Here is a 19,105-nt window from a genome sequence, read left to right as displayed (position 1 = left end):
ACCTTGCGTCCGCTTTTTTTTTGCATAAAAAACCCGGCGTCGCTGGGCTTGGCCGGGTCAGGGAGGGCAGATATCTAAGGATTAGCTTAAACGAGCCTTCGCCTCGTTGATAGCCTGGGCTACCTGCTGCGGCGAGACGCCGCCTTTCGCTGCGCGTTTCTCGAGGCAGGACTGCAGCGACAGGATCGGATACACATCGTCCGCAATCACTGGGCTGAATTTCTGCAGATCGGCCAGGGTCAGCGCTTCCAGCGGTTTCCCTTGCGCAATGGCTTCCACTACCGCTTCACCGACAATATGGTGCGCCTCGCGGAACGGTACGCCTTTCGCCACCAGATAATCCGCCAGCTCAGTGGCGTTGGCATAGCCCTGCTGCGCCGCTTCCGCACAGCGCGGACGTTTTACCTGAATGCCGTCCAGCACCAGGGCCGCCATATGCAGGCAGTCGAGCCAGGTATCCAGGGCGTCGAAAAGCCCCTCTTTATCTTCCTGCATGTCTTTGTTGTAGGCCAGCGGCAGTCCTTTCAGCGTCATCATCATGCCGGTCAGCGCACCCTGCACGCGGCCGCATTTGCCACGGATAAGCTCCAGGGCGTCCGGGTTTTTCTTCTGCGGCATCAGCGAGGAGCCGGAGGTCACGCGGTCGGAAAGCTCGACGAAGTTCGCCTCGCCGGAGTTAAAGAAAATCAGATCTTCCGCAAAGCGCGACAGATGCACCATACCGATAGCCGCATCGGAAAGCAGCTCCAGCACATGATCGCGATCGGACACGCTGTCGAGGCTGTTGCGGGTGGCGGAGGCAAAGCCCAGCCAGCCGGCCAGCTGCTCGCGGTCGATCTCATACGCCGTCCCCGCCAGCGCGCCGCAGCCCAGCGGGCTGACGTCGAGGCGCTTCAGCGCGTCCTGCAGACGGCTTTCGTCACGCGCCAGCATTTCAACGTAGGCCAGACACCAGTGCGCGAAGGTCACCGGCTGGGCGCGCTGCAGGTGGGTGTACCCCGGCATTACCGCGTCCTGATTCTGCTGGGCGGTCTCCACCAGCGCGCTCTGCAGCTGGCGGTTCGCCGAGAGCAGTTCGACAACGGTATCTTTGCACCACAGTTTAAGATCGGTGGCGACCTGGTCGTTACGGCTGCGCCCGGTGTGCAGTTTCTTGCCCAGCTGGCCCACTTTATCGATCAGCTTGCCTTCCACCCAGCTGTGAATATCTTCGGCATCGCTGGCGAGGATTTGCTGCGGATTGGCGCGCACCTCTTCCAGCAGCACGTTCAGCGCTTCTTCCAGCTGCTGCTGTTCAGCGGCACTCAGAACGCCGACCGTTACCAGCGCTTTCGACCAGGCGACAGAGCCAACGATATCCTGCTCCGCCAGACGATAGTCGAAGCGCAACGAGTCGTTGAACTGTTTGAACCGTTGATCTGCTGCCTGTGTAAAACGCCCGCCCCAAAGTGCCATAACATGCTTCCTTTATTCGTTAGTTCCGCCGGCGGCATTGTGCCGCTCGGCCTACGGTCTTGTAAGCCCGGCAGACGACGCGCCGCCGGGCATGAAATCTTAAGCCAGAATACGTGTGCCGATCGGCGTGCCGTTAAATAACGCCGGCAGCTGCTCGGCGTGACGCCAGGAGGCGATATCCACCGGACGGCCCAGAGCACGTGCGGCGTCAAGGGCCGCATTCACTTTAACAATCATGCCGTCGGTGATAATCCCCTGCTCGATCAGCTGTTCCGCTTTCTCGGCGGTCATCTCGGCAATGCGCTGCCCTTTACCGTCGAGGATACCGCTAACGTCAGACAACAGGATCAGATCCGCCCCCAGGGTGGCCGCCAGCGCTGTCGCCGCCTGGTCAGCGTTGACGTTCATCAGCTGGCCTTCATCGGTCACCCCGATAGAGCTCACCACCGGCAGGTAACCGCCGGCCAACAGGGTGTTGATCAGTGCCGGGGAGCCCGGCTGCGCCAGCCCGACATGGCCCAGCTCAGCATCCAGTTGCGTGACCTTCACGCTATCGCCATCGCCGAGGAACAGGCCTACCGAGGAAATACCATGTTTTTTCGCCCACGCCAGCAGCGTCTTGTTGGCGGTTCCCGCCAGCGCGCCGGTGATGATGTCGATTTGCTCAGCCGGCGTAACGCGCAGGCCATTTTTCTTCTGCACCGGCAGGTTGAGCTGCTTCATCAGCTCATCCACCACGCAGCCGCCGCCGTGGACGATAATCAGCGGACGCTGGTGCGCTTCACGGTAGTTAACCAGCGCGGTAAACAGGCGCTCCAGCGCTTCTTCGCTATCGAGTAATACGCCGCCAAGTTTGATAATTAATGGGTTCATCATCACACCTTAAATAAGAGACTGCGTCTCAGCGAAGCCGAAACGAATATTCGCGCACTGCACCGCCTGCGCTGCGGCGCCTTTCAGCAGGTTATCCTCTGCCGCGACGACGATGAGATGATCGTCCTGCACGGCAAAACCGATATCACAGAATGGCAGGCCTTCGACGCTTTTCAAAGCGGGCACGCCTTTATCATATAAACGTACCAGTGGTTTATCGGCGTAAGCCTGCTGGTAAACCGCCGCGATCTGCGCATGGCCGACGCCCGGCTTCAGGCGGCAGGTAATGGTTTCCAGGATGCCGCGCTTAAAATTACCCAGGTGCGGGGTAAAAATTACCTTTGCCCCGAGGTGGCTGGCAATCTCCGGCTGATGGCGATGGTTAAATATGCCGTACGGCTGCAGGCTAACTTCACAGAAGCTGTTGCCGATCGCGGCCTTACGACCCGCGCCGCTCACCCCGCTGGTAGCGTTGATTACCGGCCACTGGTTGAGATCCAGCAGATTGGCCTCAATCAGCGGCTTCAGCGACAGCTGCGCCGCCGTCGGATAGCAGCCTGGCACTGCGATTAACTGCGCGTCTTTAAGCGCATCCGCGCTCCACTCCGCCAGACCATACACCGCCTGTTTGAGCAGGTCGGGATGCTGATGAGTGAAACCGTAATATTTTTCGTAGAACGCCCCATCGTTAACGCGGAAGGCACCGGAGAGATCGAACACCACGCAGCCAGCGGCAAGAAACTGCGGCGCCAGATCGTGACTCACTTCGTGCGCGGTGGCGAGAAACACCACGTCCACGCCAGCGCTGAATTCGCTGATATCGGACATCGGCTGCAGCGGCATATCGACAATGCCTTTGAGCTGCGGATGCAGGTCGGAAATTAATTTTCCCGCATCATTGCTTTGCGCGGAGACCGTCAAAGCGGTTATGTTCATATGCGGATGACGATTGATATAGGTCACCAGCTCTGCGCCGGCATAACCACTGGCACCCACAATCAGCGTATTTAACATTGGAAGCGCATCTCCTTACATTCGATGGGTTTTCTTACGCTCAACGATATTGTATTTTTATTCACAATAAATGCATGAATATTGATACTATCACGACCCAAGGTGTGTCAACAATGAAAAACAATTTACCGCCCTTTATCGAGATTTACCGCGCGTTGATCGCCACACCATCCATCAGCGCGACCGAAGAGTCTCTCGATCAAAGCAATGAGTCTTTAATCAATTTGCTGGCAGGCTGGTTCCGCGATCTCGGCTTCAATGTTGAGATACAGCCGGTGCCGGATACGCGCCATAAATTCAACCTGCTGGCCAGCACCGGACACGGCGCCGGCGGCCTGCTGCTCGCCGGGCATACCGATACCGTGCCGTTCGATGATGGCCGCTGGACGCGCGACCCGTTCACCCTCACCGAACACGATAACAAGCTCTACGGCCTCGGCACGGCCGATATGAAAGGCTTCTTCGCCTTTATTCTCGACGCCCTGCGCGATGTCGACGTCACCACGCTGAAAAAGCCGCTGTATATTCTGGCCACTGCCGACGAAGAGACCAGCATGGCCGGCGCGCGCTACTTTGCCGAAACCACCCGGCTGCGCCCGGACTGCGCCATCATCGGCGAGCCCACCTCCCTGCAGCCGATCCGCGCCCATAAAGGCCATATGTCCAACGCGATCCGTATTCAGGGCCAGTCCGGCCACTCCAGCGATCCGGCGCGCGGGGTCAACGCGATTGAGCTGATGCACGACGCCATCGGCCGGATTATGCAGTTGCGCGATCTGCTTAAAGAGCGCTATCACTTCGAGGCGTTTACGGTCCCTTACCCAACCCTCAACCTGGGCGCTATCCATGGCGGCGATGCCTCAAACCGTATCTGCGCCTGCTGTGAACTGCATATGGATATCCGCCCGCTGCCGGGGATGACCCTAAACGATCTTAATGGTCTGTTGGGCGAGGCGCTGGCCCCGGTCAGCGAACGCTGGCCGGGCCGCCTGACGGTCTCTGAGCTGCATCCGCCGATCCCCGGCTACGAGTGCCCGCCGGACCATAAGCTGGTGCAGGTGGTCGAGAAACTGCTTGGCGCGCAGACCGACGTGGTGAACTACTGCACCGAAGCGCCGTTTATCCAGACGCTGTGTCCGACGCTGGTTCTCGGCCCGGGCTCCATCAATCAGGCCCATCAGCCTGACGAGTATCTGGAGACGCGCTTTATCAAGCCGACCCGGGAGCTGATTAGCCAGGTGGTTCATCACTTCTGCTGGCACTAAAATCGCCCTCTTTTTCCGCCCCGTTCTCCCGGGGCGGAACGGTGACGATCGTCACATTTCCATAAGCGATGCTTATCCAGCGCTCCCTGAATTAAATTTCGCAAATTACGGCGATTTACTCGTTTGCTGAAGCGATTTCGCAGTAATTGACGTGGGGGTATTTACGTGGCTTTATAAAAGACGGGTTGCTTATCCGTTGCTCACGTTCCAGCGCAGCGGATATAACAAAATAAAATGAGATGGGGTGTCTGGGGTAACATGAACGAACAATATTCCGCATTGCGTAGTAATGTCAGTATGCTCGGCAAGGTGCTGGGCGATACCATCAAGGATGCATTGGGAGAAAATATTCTTGATCGTGTCGAAACTATCCGTAAGTTGTCCAAATCTTCACGCGCCGGCAACGAAGCTAACCGCCAGGAGCTGCTGACCACGCTGCAGAATTTGTCAAACGACGAACTGCTGCCGGTGGCCCGTGCCTTCAGCCAGTTTCTGAATCTGGCCAACACCGCTGAGCAGTACCACAGCATTTCGGCCAATGGCGAAGCGGCCAGCAATCCGGAAGTCATTGCGCGTACCCTGAGAAAGCTCAAAGACCAACCCAATCTCAACGAAGAGACCATCAAACAAGCGGTGGAATCGCTGTCTCTGGAGCTGGTGTTAACCGCCCACCCGACCGAGATCACCCGCCGGACGCTGATCCATAAAATGGTGGAAGTGAACAACTGCCTTAAGCAGTTGGACAACAAAGATATCGCTGACTACGAGCATCATCAGCTAATGCGCCGTCTGCGCCAGCTGATCGCCCAGTCGTGGCATACCGATGAAATTCGTAAGCACCGCCCTTCCCCGGTCGATGAAGCCAAATGGGGCTTCGCGGTGGTGGAAAACAGCCTGTGGGAAGGGGTGCCTAACTATCTGCGCGAGCTGAACGAACAGCTGGAAGCCAACCTTGGCTATCAGCTGCCGGTGGACTTCGTCCCGGTGCGTTTCACCTCGTGGATGGGCGGCGACCGCGACGGCAACCCGAACGTGACTGCCGACATCACCCGCCACGTGCTGCTGCTCAGCCGCTGGAAAGCGACCGACCTGTTCCTCAAAGACGTGCAGGTGCTGATCTCCGAGCTGTCGATGGTGGAGTGTACCGACGAGCTGCGCGCCCTGGCTGGCGCCGAGGGCGCTCAGGAACCGTACCGTTATCTGATGAAAAAACTGCGCTCTCAGCTGATGGAGACCCAGGCCTGGCTGGAAGCGCGTCTGAAAGGTCAGAAGCTGCCGAAACCGGCGGGACTGATCACTCAGAACGAGCAGCTGTGGGAGCCGCTGTACGCCTGCTATAAATCGCTGCAGGCCTGCGGCATGGGCATTATCGCCAACGGCGAACTGCTCGACACCCTGCGCCGCGTGAAGTCTTTCGGCGTACCGCTGGTGCGTATTGATATTCGTCAGGAAAGCACCCGCCATACCGAAGCGCTGGGTGAAATGACCCGTTACCTCGGGATCGGCGACTACGAAAGCTGGTCGGAAGCCGACAAACAGGCTTTCCTGATCCGCGAACTGAATTCCAAACGTCCGCTGCTGCCGCGCCAGTGGGAGCCAAGCGAAGAGACGCGTGAAGTTCTCGACACCTGCAAGGTGATCGCCGAGGCGCCGCGCGGATCGATCGCCGCCTACGTGATCTCGATGGCGAAAACGCCGTCCGATGTGCTGGCGGTTCATCTCCTGCTGAAAGAAGCCGGGATTGGCTTTGCTCTGCCGGTGGCCCCGCTGTTCGAAACGCTGGATGACCTCAACAACGCCAACGACGTCATGACCCAGCTGCTGAATATCGACTGGTACCGCGGCTTTATCCAGGGCAAGCAGATGGTCATGATCGGCTACTCTGACTCCGCTAAAGATGCCGGCGTGATGGCCGCCTCCTGGGCGCAGTACCAGGCGCAGGACGCGCTGATCAAAACCTGCGAAAAAGCCGGTATTGAACTGACGCTGTTCCACGGTCGCGGCGGCTCTATCGGCCGCGGCGGCGCGCCGGCCCACGCCGCGCTGCTCTCGCAGCCGCCGGGAAGCCTGAAAGGCGGCCTGCGCGTTACCGAGCAGGGCGAGATGATCCGCTTTAAGTACGGCCTGCCGGAAGTCACCATCAGCAGCCTGTCGCTGTATACCAGCGCCATTCTGGAAGCCAACCTGCTGCCGCCGCCGGAGCCGAAAGCAGAATGGCGCGACATCATGGCCGAGCTGTCCGACGTGTCGTGCAAGATGTATCGCGGCTACGTGCGTGAAAACAAAGATTTCGTCCCTTACTTCCGCTCTGCGACCCCGGAGCAGGAGCTGGGCAAACTGCCGCTGGGTTCGCGTCCGGCAAAACGTCGTCCAACCGGCGGCGTCGAGTCGCTGCGCGCCATTCCGTGGATCTTCGCCTGGACCCAGAACCGCCTGATGCTGCCAGCCTGGCTGGGCGCTGGCGCTGCGCTGCAGAAGGTGGTCGAAGGTGGAAAACAGAGTGAACTGGAAGCCATGTGTCGCGACTGGCCGTTCTTCTCTACCCGCCTCGGCATGCTGGAGATGGTTTACTCGAAGGCCGACCTGTGGCTGGCGGAGTACTACGATCAGCGCCTGGTGAAGCCGGAGCTGTGGGCGCTGGGTTCCGAGCTGCGCAAGCTGCTGGCTGCCGATATCAACGTCGTGCTGGCCATCGCCAACGACTCCCATCTGATGGCCGACCTGCCGTGGATCGCCGAGTCTATCCAGCTGCGTAATATCTATACCGACCCGCTGAACGTCCTGCAGGCGGAACTGCTGCACCGTTCACGCCAGGCTGAAGAAGAGGGCAAGGACCCGGATCCGCGCGTTGAACAAGCGCTGATGGTCACCATCGCCGGCGTCGCCGCCGGTATGCGTAACACCGGTTAATCTATCTCTCCCCGGCCGCCCGGCCGGGGGTTTTCCGCCCGTTCTAGTGGTGCAGCATCTCATCAACGATCTGTTCTTTATGCAGCGCATACGGATAATAGGTCGGCCAGTTATCCATCTCTTTCAGCAACGCCTCCTGTGATTCATTGCCCATGAAAATATGGAAATGCTGTGATTTACGCGGGCCAATGATATGGTCGCTGAATTGCACAAATTTCGGCGCCTTGGCATCGCCCTGCTGGCACTCGAACAGATAACGCACGCCCTTCTTACCGGAGGCGTAATGCAGAATTTTATAGCCTGAATAGCGGTATTTACAGCTATTGACGGTCTGGCCAACGTGGAACTCAATCACGTCATCTTCAATGCCAATCTGCTCCACATCGGTGGCGTAGCCCTTCTTATAATAGGCGCGATACTCCTCCACGCTCTTGCCGCCGGGCTTTTTCGCCTTCTGCTCCAGCACCGGATCGAGATCGCCATTGAGCAGATACGGGTTCACCGACTGCCAGACGCCTTCCCAGTCGCTCAGCGCGCGGTCCTGCACATCTTTATCCGCAAAAATGCCTTCGCTGGCCTGACGCTCCACTTCGGTTAACGCCGGGCCATGGCTATGGTTGCCGTGGGCGAACGCCTGGGCGCTGGCTAAAGCCATGCCGAATCCTAAGGCCAGCAGGGGGATCTTTCTGGTCATTACTCTCTCCTGAGTTTGCTATCAATGGCGACAAATTGTTACGATATAACATATCTTATCTAGGAGGCAAGAGCGACAGGCAAGCGCTTTTACCGCTGGAATAATGTCCGGTATGATGAAAAGGGTGATGCGCTGAACGGAAGAATGATGGACAACGATATCAATCAACTTATTGATGCATTGCTAAAAAAGCAGACCAGCCTCGGCCGGGTTTATTTCGCCGGCGAGACGCGCTCGCCTGCTGAGCCGGTGGTGCAGGTGGATTTTCCCCGTCTGAATATTCTCCTTGATGGGCAGTTGCCCGACCAGGCCCTCGGCGATAACGCCCCGCTCCTTGAGGCCCATGACGTGCTCTATATCCCTGGCGATAGCTGGAACTGCCCGCAGTGGCAAGCGCCCTGCCTGCTGTTAAGCATCCTGTTCGCTAAGCAGCAGCTGGAGTGCTCGCTGCAGCACTGGAATGGCAAGGCGATAACTGTTGTCGACAAGCGGCAGGCGCTGCGCCGCGGGCCGCGCGTCGGATCATTTCTGCTGCAGGCGCTCAATGAACTCCGGATGCAACCGCAGGAGCAGCAAACCGCCCGCAGCATCGTCGTCAGCCTGCTCAGCCACTGCCATGATCTTCTCGGCAGCCAGGCGCAAACCTCCTCGCGCAGCCAGGCGTTGTTCGAAGCGATCCGCCAATATATGGACATCCATTATGCGGAACCGCTGAGCCGGGAATCGGTGGCCCAGGCGTTCTACCTCTCTCCCAACTATCTTTCCCATCTGTTCCAGAAATGTGGGCCAATGGGCTTCAATGAATATCTAAACCATATTCGTCTCGAACAGGCCCGTATGCTGCTGAAGGGCCACGATATGAAAGTGAAAGACATCGCCCACGCCTGCGGCTTCGCCGACAGCAACTACTTCTGCCGCCTGTTCCGCAAAACTACGGAACGCTCGCCGTCTGAATACCGCCGCCAGTACCATAGCCAGCTGACGGAAAAAGCATCCCCGGTAAAAAACTAGATTTTTGTGTGTTAAACCTGACTTTTGTGCGCGCTATAGTTACCTCCCATCCCAGCCAGCGCCGATAAATGTGATCTAAATCATCCTTAATCACGATGCGTACATTTATCCAGTTTTTGGCAAATTTGTCATCTGGCGATCCTTCGAACGAAAGCCGTATGCTTACCTCAACGACAGCACCGAATTAAGCATTGAGGAAAACACAATGGAACTCTATCTGGATACCGCCAACGTCGCCGAAGTGGAACGCCTGGCCCGCATCTACCCGCTGGCCGGGGTAACCACCAACCCGAGCATTATCGCCGCCGGTAAAGTCCCGGTCTGGGATGTGCTGCCGCGCCTGCAAAAAGCCGTCGGTCCGGAGGGCACCCTCTTCGCGCAGACCATGAGCCGCGACGCGCAGGGCATGGTGGAAGAGGCCAAACGTCTGAGCAATGCCGTGCCGGGCATTGTGGTCAAAATCCCGGTCACCGCCGAAGGGCTCGCCGCTATCAAACTGCTGAAGAAAGAAGGCATCCCGACCCTTGGCACCGCCGTCTACAGCGCTTCGCAAGGCCTGCTGGCCGCGCTGGCCGGCGCAAAGTACGTCGCGCCTTACGTTAACCGCGTCGACGCCCAGGGCGGGGACGGCATCCGCATGGTGCAGGAGCTGCAATCCCTGCTGGAAATGCATGCGCCCGAGAGCAAAGTTCTGGCGGCAAGCTTCAAAACGCCACGCCAGGCGCTGGATTGTCTGCTGGCTGGCTGCGAAGCAATCACCCTTCCACTAGATGTAGCGCAACAAATGCTCGGCACCCCTGCGGTAGAGTCAGCCATAGAGAAGTTTGAACAAGACTGGAATAACGCCTTTGGCACGCTGAATCTGTAACCGGATCCGCGAGCCGCCTGCGGGCGGCGTCACGGTCATCGAGGAGGAATCGAAATGGATCGCATTATTCAATCACCAGGCAAATATATCCAGGGCGCAGGCGCCATCAAGCGCCTCGGCGACTATCTGAAACCGCTGGCCGAGCGCTGGCTGGTGGTCGGTGATAAGTTCGTCCTGGGGTTTGCGGAAGAGATGCTGCGTAAAAGCCTGGCCGACGCTGGCCTGGCGGCCGAAATCGCGCCGTTTGGCGGTGAGTGTTCGCATAATGAAATCAACCGTCTACGCGATATCGCCGGCAACGCGAAGTGCACCGCCGTGCTGGGGATCGGCGGTGGCAAAACCCTGGATACCGCGAAAGCGCTGGCCCACTTTATGAATGTGCCGGTGGCGATCGCCCCCACCATCGCCTCCACCGATGCGCCGTGCAGCGCGCTGTCGGTGATATACACCGACGAAGGGGAATTCGACAGCTACCTGATGCTGCCGCGCAACCCCAACATGGTCATTGTCGATACGCAGATCGTTGCCGGCGCGCCGGCCCGCCTGCTGGCCGCCGGGATTGGCGATGCGCTGGCTACCTGGTTCGAAGCCCGCGCCTGCTCCCGTAGCGGCGCCACCACCATGGCGGGCGGGAAGTGCACCCAGGCGGCGCTGGCGCTGGCCGAGCTATGCTACAACACCTTACTCGAAGAGGGTGAAAAAGCGATGCTGGCCGCCGAACAGCACGTGGTCACCCCGGCGCTGGAGCGGGTGGTGGAAGCCAACACCTATCTGAGCGGCGTGGGTTTCGAAAGCGGTGGTCTCGCGGCGGCGCACGCGATTCATAACGGCATGACGGCCATCCCTGACGCCCATCACTATTATCACGGGGAAAAAGTGGCGTTCGGAACCCTGACGCAGCTGGTGCTGGAAAATGCGCCGGTGGACGAAATAGAGACCGTCGCCGCGCTGTGCCACAGCGTTGGGCTGCCGATCACCCTGGCGCAGCTGGATATCAAAGGTGATATCCCGACCAAAATGCGTCTGGTGGCGGAAGCCGCCTGCGCTGAAGGCGAAACCATTCACAATATGCCGGGCGGCGTTGATTCCGACCAGGTCTACGCCGCGCTGCTGGTGGCCGACCAGTATGGTCAGCGCTTCCTGCAGGAATGGGAATAATCCAGAGCAAAACAAAACACCCGGCGTCAGCCGGGTGTTTTTTATGTTTATCTGCCGGACGTGTCGCCCACTGGCGGCGGAAACGGCAAGCACTCAGGCCGGACGCACGCCCAGCGTATGGCAGATGGCGTAGCTCATTTCGGCGCGGTTCAGGGTGTAGAAGTGGAAATCTTTTACCCCTTCCCGACTTAAAATCTTCACCATGTCCATAGCGATGTTAGCCCCCACCAGCTGACGGGTTTCGGCATCGTTATCCAGACCTTCGAACATTTTCGACATCCACACCGGGATACGAACGTTGGTCATATCCGCAAACTTTTTCGCCTGTTTAAAGTTGGATACCGGCAGGATACCCGGAATAATTTCCACGTCGATGCCCGCTGAGACGCAGCGATCGCGAAAACGCAGGTAGCTTTCCACATCGAAGAAGAACTGGGTGATCGCGCGGTTGGCGCCTGCCTCGACTTTGCGTTTCAGGTTGAGTAAATCCGCCTGCGCGCTTTTCGCTTCCGGATGCACTTCCGGATACGCGGCAACAGAGATATCGAAATCCCCCACCTCTTTCAGCAGGCTGACCAGATCGGCGGCATACATCTCCGGTTTACCGCTGCCCGGCGGCAGGTCGCCGCGCAGCGCGACGATATGGCGGATGCCGTTGTTCCAGTAATCCTGGGCGATAGTGCGCAGCTCATCGCGAGTCGCATCGATACAGGTCAGGTGCGGCGCCGCTTCCAGACCGGTTCGCTCTTTAATGCCCTTGATGATGCTGTGGGTGCGATCGCGCTCGCCGGAGTTCGCGCCATAGGTCACCGAGACAAACTTCGGTTTCAGACTGCTCAGGCGATCGATGGATTTCCACAGGGTTTGCTCCATTTCACTGGTGCGCGGCGGAAAGAATTCAAAGGACACATTAATCTGGCCCTGGACTTCCGCCAGGCTCTGATTCAGGGCTTCCCGCTGATTGGCGTGAAAAAAGCTCATACCTTACCTCATCAATCGCATGTAATGGCTGTTGTATTGCGAACTTCTATACGTTTAGACGTCCAGATGTAAAAATGACGGAAAAGCGCGCGGGCGTCAATAGAAAAATCTGCGTAAAGAGTGAGGAAAAGGCCGCCAATATGAAAAAAATTCATCTTCCGATCACCTGGCCACGCTCAGGAAGCGGCTCGGTGGGCAATATAAGGTGGCTCGCGAGTCAGCCTGAGACTAGCCAGTCGCCAGAATGCCATCCAGCAGAGAAAGCCATTGCTGCACGGACTCTGCCTGGTGAGGCGGATAAATCACCCCAAGGCTTAACGGCATCGCGTCGCCCTCAGCCACCGGGCAGAACGCCACCCCCTGACGCTGAATCGCGGAAAAGGACGCCGGCAGCAGGATCATGCCTTCCCCGCGCGCAATACGCGCCAGCAGCACATCATGCTCGGCCGGCTCTTCCACATACGTCGGGGCATAGCCAGCCCGGTCGAAAATGCGGCGCGTGTAGTCAAAGAAACCAGGATTACGCTCGCGTTTAAACCAGAACAGCGGCCGATGATTGAGCGCGCTTAACGTCAGCCCTGGCCTGGCGGCTTCCGGCCAGGAGGCCGGTAATGCCGCAATGAGCGGCTCATGATACGGCAATGGGTGCAGGTGCAGCCCTTCAGTATTGAGCGGCAACGCGACCAGCGCCGCATCGAGTTTGCCTTTGCGTACCTGCTGAGCCAGCGCCGGTGAGGCGTGGCGGGTGATATGCAACGCGCGGGTATGTTCGCTCAGCGCAGCCTCAACGGCGGCGAAAATGCCCTGTTCGAAGGCCGTCGTCACGCCCAGACGTAGAGCCTGCGGCGAGTGGGCCGCGAGCTCACTCAATGCCGCCAGCGTGCGTTCCTGGAGCGCCAGCAGAGGCTGAATCATCTCCAGCACCTCTCTACCCGCGTCGGTCAGGATCAGGCCTTTGCTATGGCGCTGAAACAGCGTCACCCCCAGCTGCGCTTCCAGATGGCGGATATGGCGGGTCAGCGGCGGCTGCGAGATAAATAACCGCTGCGCCGCCCGGCTGATGTTATTTTCCTCCGCTACCACGGCAAAGGCGCGCAGCAGGCGAATATCCAGGGAATGTAATCGCGAAGTTGTCATACTGAAAAGGTATCACGAAAAGGGTATTACTCAAGTCCGGCACACTTCCCTACCCTTCCTCTTAACGCACCATCACAGAGAGGGAAAAACGATGTCCAGCGAACGTTATATCATCGGTCAGGAAATGCTTCAGCGGGTGGATGGTAAGGGCGGGGAAGCTGTCGTCGACAGCCTGCGGGATATCGCCCCCGATTTCGCCCGCTATCTGATTGAGTTCCCCTTCGGCGATATTTACGCCAGGCCAGGGCTCGATTTACGCAGCCGGGAAATCGCCACCATCGCCGCGCTCACGGCGTTGGGTAACGCCGAGCCACAGCTGAAAGTACACATTGCCGCAGGATTAAACGTCGGCCTGACGCAAGAGGAGATTACGGAAGCGATCATGCAGATGGCAGTCTATGCCGGATTCCCGGCGGCCCTCAACGGCCTGTTTGCCGCCAGGGCGGTATTTGCGGCCCACTGATCGCTTAAGGCCGGGCTGACTGCCCGGCCTTAAAAACTTATTTCTTCACATCGACAACGCGCTGCCCGCTAAGCTGCTCATCCGTTATCTTTTGCCCGGCTTTGAAATAGTCTACGACCGCATTTGAAACGTAATAGCCGCCGGAGGTATTACGCGCCTGCCCCTCGGTAAACGCGACAAAACCATCGCCGCCATCTGCAAGGAAGCTGTTGGTGGCAATATGGTAAACCGTCGTATCGTCAATCGGTTTACCGTTTAGCCTGAATAACACAACGCGCTGGCCCACAGGTTTGCTGCTGTCATACTTCATTTCCAGTCCCCGGGAGACCTGCAGCACGCCGTTGCTCAACCCGGCGCCATGCTCCATCAGGCTACGCAACTGCTTCCCGGTTAGATCCATGGTGACCAGCTCGTTGGGAAACGGGAAGGTGCTGATAACGGCGCCCATGCTCACCGCCCCGGCGGGGATCTCATTCCGGATCCCGCCCGAGTTGGTTAACGCCATCTGCGTACTCCTACCTGCTGCCAACAGCAAGGCGTCAGCGGCAAGATTGCCCAACGGCGAAGAGATACCATACGCACGGGTCAGTTCAACGGGCGATTGTGTAATGACCTGCTGCACCAGTTGATCAAGTTGCTTATTCCAGCCGTCGATGACCTGTTTTGTCTGCGGATCAGGCTTCCACTCATCGGCATAAAGCGTCTTCAGCTCAAAGTGCTTCACCGTGAATTGGTGCGGTTTCTCCTGATAATCCAGCACCAGTTTACCCACATCGATGCCGCCGCTATCGGTAGAAAGAATCAACGTATTACCCACTTTAATGGGCTCCGGTGTGCCAACGTGAGCATGGCCGGTAATTAAAACGTCCAGGCCTTTCACCTGACCCGCAGTCTGAATATCTTTATCCAGCGCACGACGCACATCGGTTCCCCCCTGGCTCGACTGACGCGCCGGGACGCCTTCATGGATCAGGGCCACGGTCAGATCCACTTTACCGTTAAGTTCATCGATATAATGCTGTAGCCATTTCACCTCATCGCGCGCTTCGATACCCACTCGCGTCGCGGCAGAAACGGTGTCATTAAAAGCAAACACGCCGTGCAGGCCAATCACGCCAATTTTCACGCCATCTTTTTCGATAATGGTATAGGGCTTATCCCAGAACGATTTATCGCTGTTCTGATAAAAAATATTGCCCTGAACAATCGGGAATGTCGCCTGGCTAAGCTGAAGCAACGTATTATCCCAGCCGTGATCGAACTCATGATTACCGATAGTCACCGCATCGTAGGACATCGTATTCATAATATCGATTATCGCTTTACCCTTCGTCAGGCTACTGATGTAAGGCCCGGTAAAATAATCCCCGGCATCAAAAAACCAGGTCGCGTTATTTTTCGCTTTTTCCTGTTTCACCATCGTCGTGATATTCGCCCAACCACCAATATCTCGTTTACCATCCGCTATCCATGGCACTTTATAAGGTTCGACATGGGCATGAAGATCATTGGTATAAATTATGGTGACATCTTTGGCGCAGGCCCAGAAAGGCAAAGTCAACAGAAGTGCTGCGCTCATTGCTTTTAGTTTCATCGGAGTTCCTTTCAGAGTGATAAAGAACCGCTAAGTTACGTTCTGAAAGACTTTTTTATGTGAGAGCATTCACAGTTGTATGCAACCTGAGCAGGACAAAATTAACGATCTGTAAAAATCGTTGGTATTGACCTGCCAGTGGATACTCTCTTTACCATTAATGCCTGTAAAACTTTTGGCTGCCGCAATTTAGGTTTACCGTCTGCGGCTGAGTATCATTTCCCGAATTTTCGGCTGGGCTACCCGGCGCTCTACTGCGCAGCCTGCGGCAGCTATCCCCCCCTGTTTAACGAACGGGAATTCCGCCCCTGGCTGGCGGCTTATCTGACGGATCATGCCCGCCGCTACGGCTATTTTTGCCCGGTATGCTATCAGCGGGATATTATTCGCTACGGCCGCAATCCGCAGGGTACGCAACGCCTTCAGTGCCGCCACTGTAAAAAGGTCTGGACGCCAAAATTCCCACACATCGCCCCAATTGAAGCCCCACGACGTATTTGCAGCGTACCGTTGATAGCGCCATTCCAGGGTAATGCCGCCGGGCAAAAGCTCTATTTTTTATTAAGCTTTGATGCCGTGCGCGGTAATGTTATTCATCTTACCTCTAATTTCACTCCTTTCGCGGTAGGCGAGTCATTACGCTATCACTGGCGCGGCGGACAAGCCGACAGGGAGGAGACTGACGATATTATTCAACGTATTTCTCTCACTGAAATGCGCTTTTTACAACGCAGTCAGTTCGATGAAATCCAGTACGGCAGCGCAATGCAAAAGCGCCATGCCCGCGGCAATATATTGCGCCCGGTTATCGCCGCGCACGGTCATTTCAAACTGCTCAGCCAGCGGTTTCCAGAGGTGAAAACGCACGTTATTGCGCATGAATGCTTTTTACGCGGCGCGGCGATCGTTGCCTGGGCGCCGCTTTTTCGTCAGCGGCAAGGCGATCTATGGTATGTGGAAGAAGAGATAAGGAACCCAGCCAGCCCGGCTCCGTGGCAGCTACAGGGGAAAACCCATCATGGCTGGTGGCAAAATTCATGGCAGCGTTGGACGCAGGAAGAGAATCAGAAAATGGTCTGCCGGCTTGCCGGCACTGCAGAAGAGAACGCCTTTCTACCAGACCTTGCGGCCAGCCGACGGTTTACAATATGGCTGAAAAACAGACCCGCGTTTGCGCAGAGCGCCCTGTATTCCGCAGGGCGCGTAACGCAAATAGTGGCCTCACTGGTTCAAGAGTATAACGCGACGCTTACAGCAGCTGCGCCAGGCGGTTAATATCCGACTGGATCGCCCCGGCGGTCACATCACGCCCGGCGCCGGGCCCGCGGATCACCAGCGGGTTATCGCGATACCAGCGGCTTTCGATGGCAAACACGTTATCGCACGGCAGCAGCGCCGCCAGCGGGTGCTCTTCGCGTACCGCTTCCACACCGACGCGTGCTTTGCCGTTGGCATCAAAGCGCGCCACGTAGCGGAGCACCAGTCCCATCTCGCGGGCCGCTTCCAGACGCTGCAGCATCTGCTCGTTCAGCTCTTCGCCATTCTCAAAGAAGTGATCGACCGACCCCTCTTCACAGTGCGCCGGCACCAGTGATTCCACACGCACCTGATCCGGTTCGATGTCATAGCCCGCTTCCCGCGCGAGGATCACCAGCTTACGCATCACATCCTTACCGGACAGATCGACGCGCGGATCCGGCTCGGTCAGCCCCTGCTGCCACGCCTGATCCACCAGGTCGGTGAACGGCACGGTGCCATCAAACTGCAGGAACAGCCAGGAGAGCGTTCCCGAGAAGATACCGCTCAGGCCGAGAATAGTATCGCCGCTGTCGATCAGGTCGCGCACCGTATGGTTCACCGGCAAGCCGGCGCCCACGGTGGCGTTATATAGCCAGTGGCGCCCCGTCTTCTCAAACGCGTCGTGGATCTGACGATATTTATCACTGCTGCTGGCGCCCGCCAGCTTGTTGGCGCTAATGACGTGGAAGCCATGGCTGGCGAAATCAAGGTACTGGTCGGCCAGCTGTTCGCTGGCGGTGACGTCCAGCACCACTAAATCATCATACGGGTGCGCGCGCATCCACAGGAACAGCGACTCTTCATCCTGCTCCACCGCTTCATCGTTGAAGAAAGCCAGCGCCCGGCTGGCGTCCAGCCCGTCGTAGTTCAGCAGGCTGCGTTTACTGTCGACTACGCCGGCGAGAATAAACTCGAAACCGGTACGCGCCGACAGCGTAGTTTGTTCACGGGCGAAAAGCTCCAGCCAGCGGGAACCAATGTTCCCTTTGCCGAACAGCATCAGGCCAATACGCTTTTCGGCGCGAAACAAGGACTGATGCAGCCCCTGGATCAGGCTTTCCGTCGGCCCGGCGCGTAGCACCGCCACCAGACTGATCCCCTCTTCAGACTGCCAGGTGAACTCCACCGGCTGCCCTTTGAGCTGCTGCCAGAAACGGTGGCAGTGCAGCGGGTTACGGGTGACTCCCGCGCCCACCATCGCCACCAGCGCCAGCTTCTGACGCAGACGCAGCTCGCCCGGCAGACCGGCTTCATCGAGCAATTTCAGCGCGCTGTCGGCCACCTCGGAGGTATAGCAGAACTGCAGCAGCTTACGGTCGGCATGGACGCCAACGGCTAACGGGCGCAGCTGGGCGCGTTTGAGCAGAGCGTCCAGCTCTTTATGCGCCAGTTTGAAATCGTGACCGGCCGGCACCTGGAACTCCACCAGGCAGACGTCGTCATGGCTGGTGACAATCCGTGCGCCGGTACCGGAGGCCAGCACGCGCTCAATGCGCGTGGAACCCTGTTCCGGCGTGTAGCTGCAGCGTAACTGCAGATCGATATCACTGGCGGAAACCGGCTGTAGCGTGCGGGCATGGAGCACCGGCGCGGCCAGGCGCGCCAGCTCGCTGGCTTCGTCCAGACGCAGCAGCGGCAGCAGGCAGGCGTCTTTCACCTTGCGCGGATCCGCGCTGTACACCCCGGCAACGTCGCTCCAGATAGTGACCCGGGAGGCGCCCGCCAGCGCGCCGATCTGGGTGGCAGAGTAGTCAGACCCGTTACGGCCCAGCAGGACGGTTTCGCCGGCCTGGTTGCGGGAGATAAAGCCGGTCACCACCAGACGTTTGTTAGGATGCTGCGCCATCAGCTGCTGCAGCAGCGGATAGGATAATCCTTCATCCACCTGCGGCTGCGCGGCGCGTTCCGCGCGCAGGAACGCGCGCGCGTCCAGCCAGGCGGCTTCCATACCCAGCTGGTTGAGAACCGCCGCCATCAGGCGCGCGGACCACACTTCCCCATGGCCGACCACTTCCGCATAGACCGCTTCGGAAACCCCGCCGTCCAGCAGACCAGCCAGACGCTCAAGGTCGTGGATAAAGGCGGCTATCAACGTATCCGCCGCCGCAGGCTCCAGCAGACCGCCAATCAGCTCGGTGTGATAGCGGCGAAGCGACTGCTGAACCTGATGCGCAGCAAGGCGATCGCTCTGGCTAAGCTTAAGCCAGCTGATCAGCTGGTTGGTGGTGCTGCCAGCGGCGGAGACGACCATCATATCCCCCGCCTGCGAATACTCCTTCATGATCCCCGCGACGCGCAGGTAACATTTCGCATCCGCTAAACTACTCCCACCAAATTTGTGCAGCTGACGACCCTTCGCCCCTGCCTGCGCAATCACACTCAT

14 protein-coding genes and 1 pseudogene are annotated in these 19,105 nt (G+C 58.1%); 7 read left to right on the top strand and 8 right to left on the bottom strand.

Annotation, left to right across the window (positions count from 1 at the left end; translation table 11 throughout):
• Nucleotides 1-81 precede the first annotated feature (81 nt).
• The 3 genes from argH to argC form a co-directional block, all read right to left on the bottom strand.
• Nucleotides 82-1,455, bottom strand: coding sequence for an argininosuccinate lyase (argH, locus tag BHE81_RS23355; protein WP_004146283.1), 1,374 nt, complete (start codon nt 1,453-1,455; stop codon nt 82-84).
• A 99-nt stretch (nt 1,456-1,554) separates the two neighbouring features.
• Complete coding sequence (argB, locus tag BHE81_RS23350; RefSeq protein ID WP_004187843.1) at nt 1,555-2,331, bottom strand: acetylglutamate kinase; 777 nt, start codon at nt 2,329-2,331, stop codon at nt 1,555-1,557.
• A gap of 6 nt (nt 2,332-2,337) precedes the next feature.
• Nucleotides 2,338-3,342 (bottom strand): N-acetyl-gamma-glutamyl-phosphate reductase, encoded by a 1,005-nt coding sequence (argC, locus tag BHE81_RS23345; RefSeq protein ID WP_004181637.1) that lies wholly within the window; start codon nt 3,340-3,342, stop codon nt 2,338-2,340.
• Between the two features lie 113 nt (nt 3,343-3,455).
• Here argC and argE point away from each other — a divergent pair, with 113 nt between their 5' ends.
• Both argE and ppc read left to right on the top strand, forming a co-directional pair.
• Nucleotides 3,456-4,607 carry an acetylornithine deacetylase gene (gene argE, locus BHE81_RS23340; RefSeq protein WP_048271342.1) on the top strand — a complete coding sequence of 384 codons (1,152 nt, stop codon included), beginning with the start codon at nt 3,456-3,458 and terminating at the stop codon, nt 4,605-4,607.
• 258 nt (nt 4,608-4,865) lie between these two features.
• Nucleotides 4,866-7,517, top strand: coding sequence for a phosphoenolpyruvate carboxylase (gene ppc / locus BHE81_RS23335; protein WP_004181636.1), 2,652 nt, complete (start codon nt 4,866-4,868; stop codon nt 7,515-7,517).
• 43 nt (nt 7,518-7,560) lie between these two features.
• On the opposite strand, the gene zinT is transcribed toward ppc, so the two are convergent.
• Nucleotides 7,561-8,211 carry a metal-binding protein ZinT gene (gene zinT, locus BHE81_RS23330; RefSeq protein ID WP_004177973.1) on the bottom strand — a complete coding sequence of 217 codons (651 nt, stop codon included), beginning with the start codon at nt 8,209-8,211 and terminating at the stop codon, nt 7,561-7,563.
• 24 nt (nt 8,212-8,235) lie between these two features.
• On the opposite strand from zinT, the pseudogene BHE81_RS23325 reads away from it, so the two are divergent.
• The 3 genes and pseudogenes from BHE81_RS23325 (at nt 8,236) to gldA (ending at nt 11,248) form a co-directional block, all read left to right on the top strand.
• Nucleotides 8,236-9,222 (top strand): annotated as a pseudogene (locus BHE81_RS23325) (helix-turn-helix transcriptional regulator).
• 205 nt (nt 9,223-9,427) lie between these two features.
• Nucleotides 9,428-10,090: a fructose-6-phosphate aldolase gene (gene fsa / locus BHE81_RS23320; RefSeq protein ID WP_004177977.1), complete on the top strand. Its 663-nt coding sequence runs from the start codon at nt 9,428-9,430 to the stop codon at nt 10,088-10,090.
• A gap of 54 nt (nt 10,091-10,144) precedes the next feature.
• A complete protein-coding gene (gldA, locus tag BHE81_RS23315; protein ID WP_004146274.1) occupies nt 10,145-11,248 on the top strand; it encodes a bifunctional L-1,2-propanediol dehydrogenase/glycerol dehydrogenase in 1,104 nt (367 codons plus the stop codon).
• 93 nt (nt 11,249-11,341) lie between these two features.
• On the opposite strand, the gene metF is transcribed toward gldA, so the two are convergent.
• On the bottom strand, nt 11,342-12,229 hold the full coding sequence (gene metF, locus BHE81_RS23310; RefSeq protein ID WP_004203682.1) for a methylenetetrahydrofolate reductase: 888 nt from the start codon (nt 12,227-12,229) through the stop codon (nt 11,342-11,344).
• 228 nt (nt 12,230-12,457) lie between these two features.
• Nucleotides 12,458-13,366: a LysR family transcriptional regulator gene (locus BHE81_RS23305; RefSeq protein ID WP_004187294.1), complete on the bottom strand. Its 909-nt coding sequence runs from the start codon at nt 13,364-13,366 to the stop codon at nt 12,458-12,460.
• 91 nt (nt 13,367-13,457) lie between these two features.
• Between BHE81_RS23305 and BHE81_RS23300 the strand changes: the two genes are divergently transcribed.
• Nucleotides 13,458-13,829 carry a carboxymuconolactone decarboxylase family protein gene (locus BHE81_RS23300; RefSeq protein ID WP_002882947.1) on the top strand — a complete coding sequence of 124 codons (372 nt, stop codon included), beginning with the start codon at nt 13,458-13,460 and terminating at the stop codon, nt 13,827-13,829.
• 37 nt (nt 13,830-13,866) lie between these two features.
• Here BHE81_RS23300 and BHE81_RS23295 read toward each other — a convergent pair whose 3' ends face one another.
• Nucleotides 13,867-15,423 (bottom strand): bifunctional metallophosphatase/5'-nucleotidase, encoded by a 1,557-nt coding sequence (locus BHE81_RS23295; protein WP_004150390.1) that lies wholly within the window; start codon nt 15,421-15,423, stop codon nt 13,867-13,869.
• 138 nt (nt 15,424-15,561) lie between these two features.
• Here BHE81_RS23295 and BHE81_RS23290 point away from each other — a divergent pair, with 138 nt between their 5' ends.
• Entirely contained in the window at nt 15,562-16,698 is a 1,137-nt protein-coding gene (locus BHE81_RS23290; protein ID WP_004895143.1) for an IS1 family transposase, read from the top strand.
• Here the strand turns inward: BHE81_RS23290 and BHE81_RS23285 are convergent.
• Entirely contained in the window at nt 16,673-19,105 is a 2,433-nt protein-coding gene (locus tag BHE81_RS23285) for a bifunctional aspartate kinase/homoserine dehydrogenase II (RefSeq protein WP_002882944.1), read from the bottom strand. The genes BHE81_RS23290 and BHE81_RS23285 overlap by 26 nt on opposite strands.

It is taken from the genome of Klebsiella sp. AqSCr (genome assembly GCF_008452795.1).
Lineage (GTDB): Bacteria > Pseudomonadota > Gammaproteobacteria > Enterobacterales > Enterobacteriaceae > Klebsiella > Klebsiella pneumoniae.
The sequence above is the reverse complement of the archived record's forward strand: the minus strand, read 5'-3'. Positions and strand labels throughout refer to the sequence as shown.

What these genes read in the sequence shown, in the direction of transcription:
- argH (WP_004146283.1), bottom strand. Translation starts at nt 1,455, where the DNA reads ATGGCACTTTGGGGCGGGCGTTTTACACAGGCAGCAGATCAACGGTTC.
- argB (WP_004187843.1), bottom strand. Translation starts at nt 2,331, where the DNA reads ATGATGAACCCATTAATTATCAAACTTGGCGGCGTATTACTCGATAGC.
- argC (WP_004181637.1), bottom strand. Translation starts at nt 3,342, where the DNA reads ATGTTAAATACGCTGATTGTGGGTGCCAGTGGTTATGCCGGCGCAGAG.
- argE (WP_048271342.1), top strand. Translation starts at nt 3,456, where the DNA reads ATGAAAAACAATTTACCGCCCTTTATCGAGATTTACCGCGCGTTGATC.
- ppc (WP_004181636.1), top strand. Translation starts at nt 4,866, where the DNA reads ATGAACGAACAATATTCCGCATTGCGTAGTAATGTCAGTATGCTCGGC.
- zinT (WP_004177973.1), bottom strand. Translation starts at nt 8,211, where the DNA reads ATGACCAGAAAGATCCCCCTGCTGGCCTTAGGATTCGGCATGGCTTTA.
- fsa (WP_004177977.1), top strand. Translation starts at nt 9,428, where the DNA reads ATGGAACTCTATCTGGATACCGCCAACGTCGCCGAAGTGGAACGCCTG.
- gldA (WP_004146274.1), top strand. Translation starts at nt 10,145, where the DNA reads ATGGATCGCATTATTCAATCACCAGGCAAATATATCCAGGGCGCAGGC.
- metF (WP_004203682.1), bottom strand. Translation starts at nt 12,229, where the DNA reads ATGAGCTTTTTTCACGCCAATCAGCGGGAAGCCCTGAATCAGAGCCTG.
- BHE81_RS23305 (WP_004187294.1), bottom strand. Translation starts at nt 13,366, where the DNA reads ATGACAACTTCGCGATTACATTCCCTGGATATTCGCCTGCTGCGCGCC.
- BHE81_RS23300 (WP_002882947.1), top strand. Translation starts at nt 13,458, where the DNA reads ATGTCCAGCGAACGTTATATCATCGGTCAGGAAATGCTTCAGCGGGTG.
- BHE81_RS23295 (WP_004150390.1), bottom strand. Translation starts at nt 15,423, where the DNA reads ATGAAACTAAAAGCAATGAGCGCAGCACTTCTGTTGACTTTGCCTTTC.
- BHE81_RS23285 (WP_002882944.1), bottom strand. Translation starts at nt 19,105, where the DNA reads ATGAGTGTGATTGCGCAGGCAGGGGCGAAGGGTCGTCAGCTGCACAAA.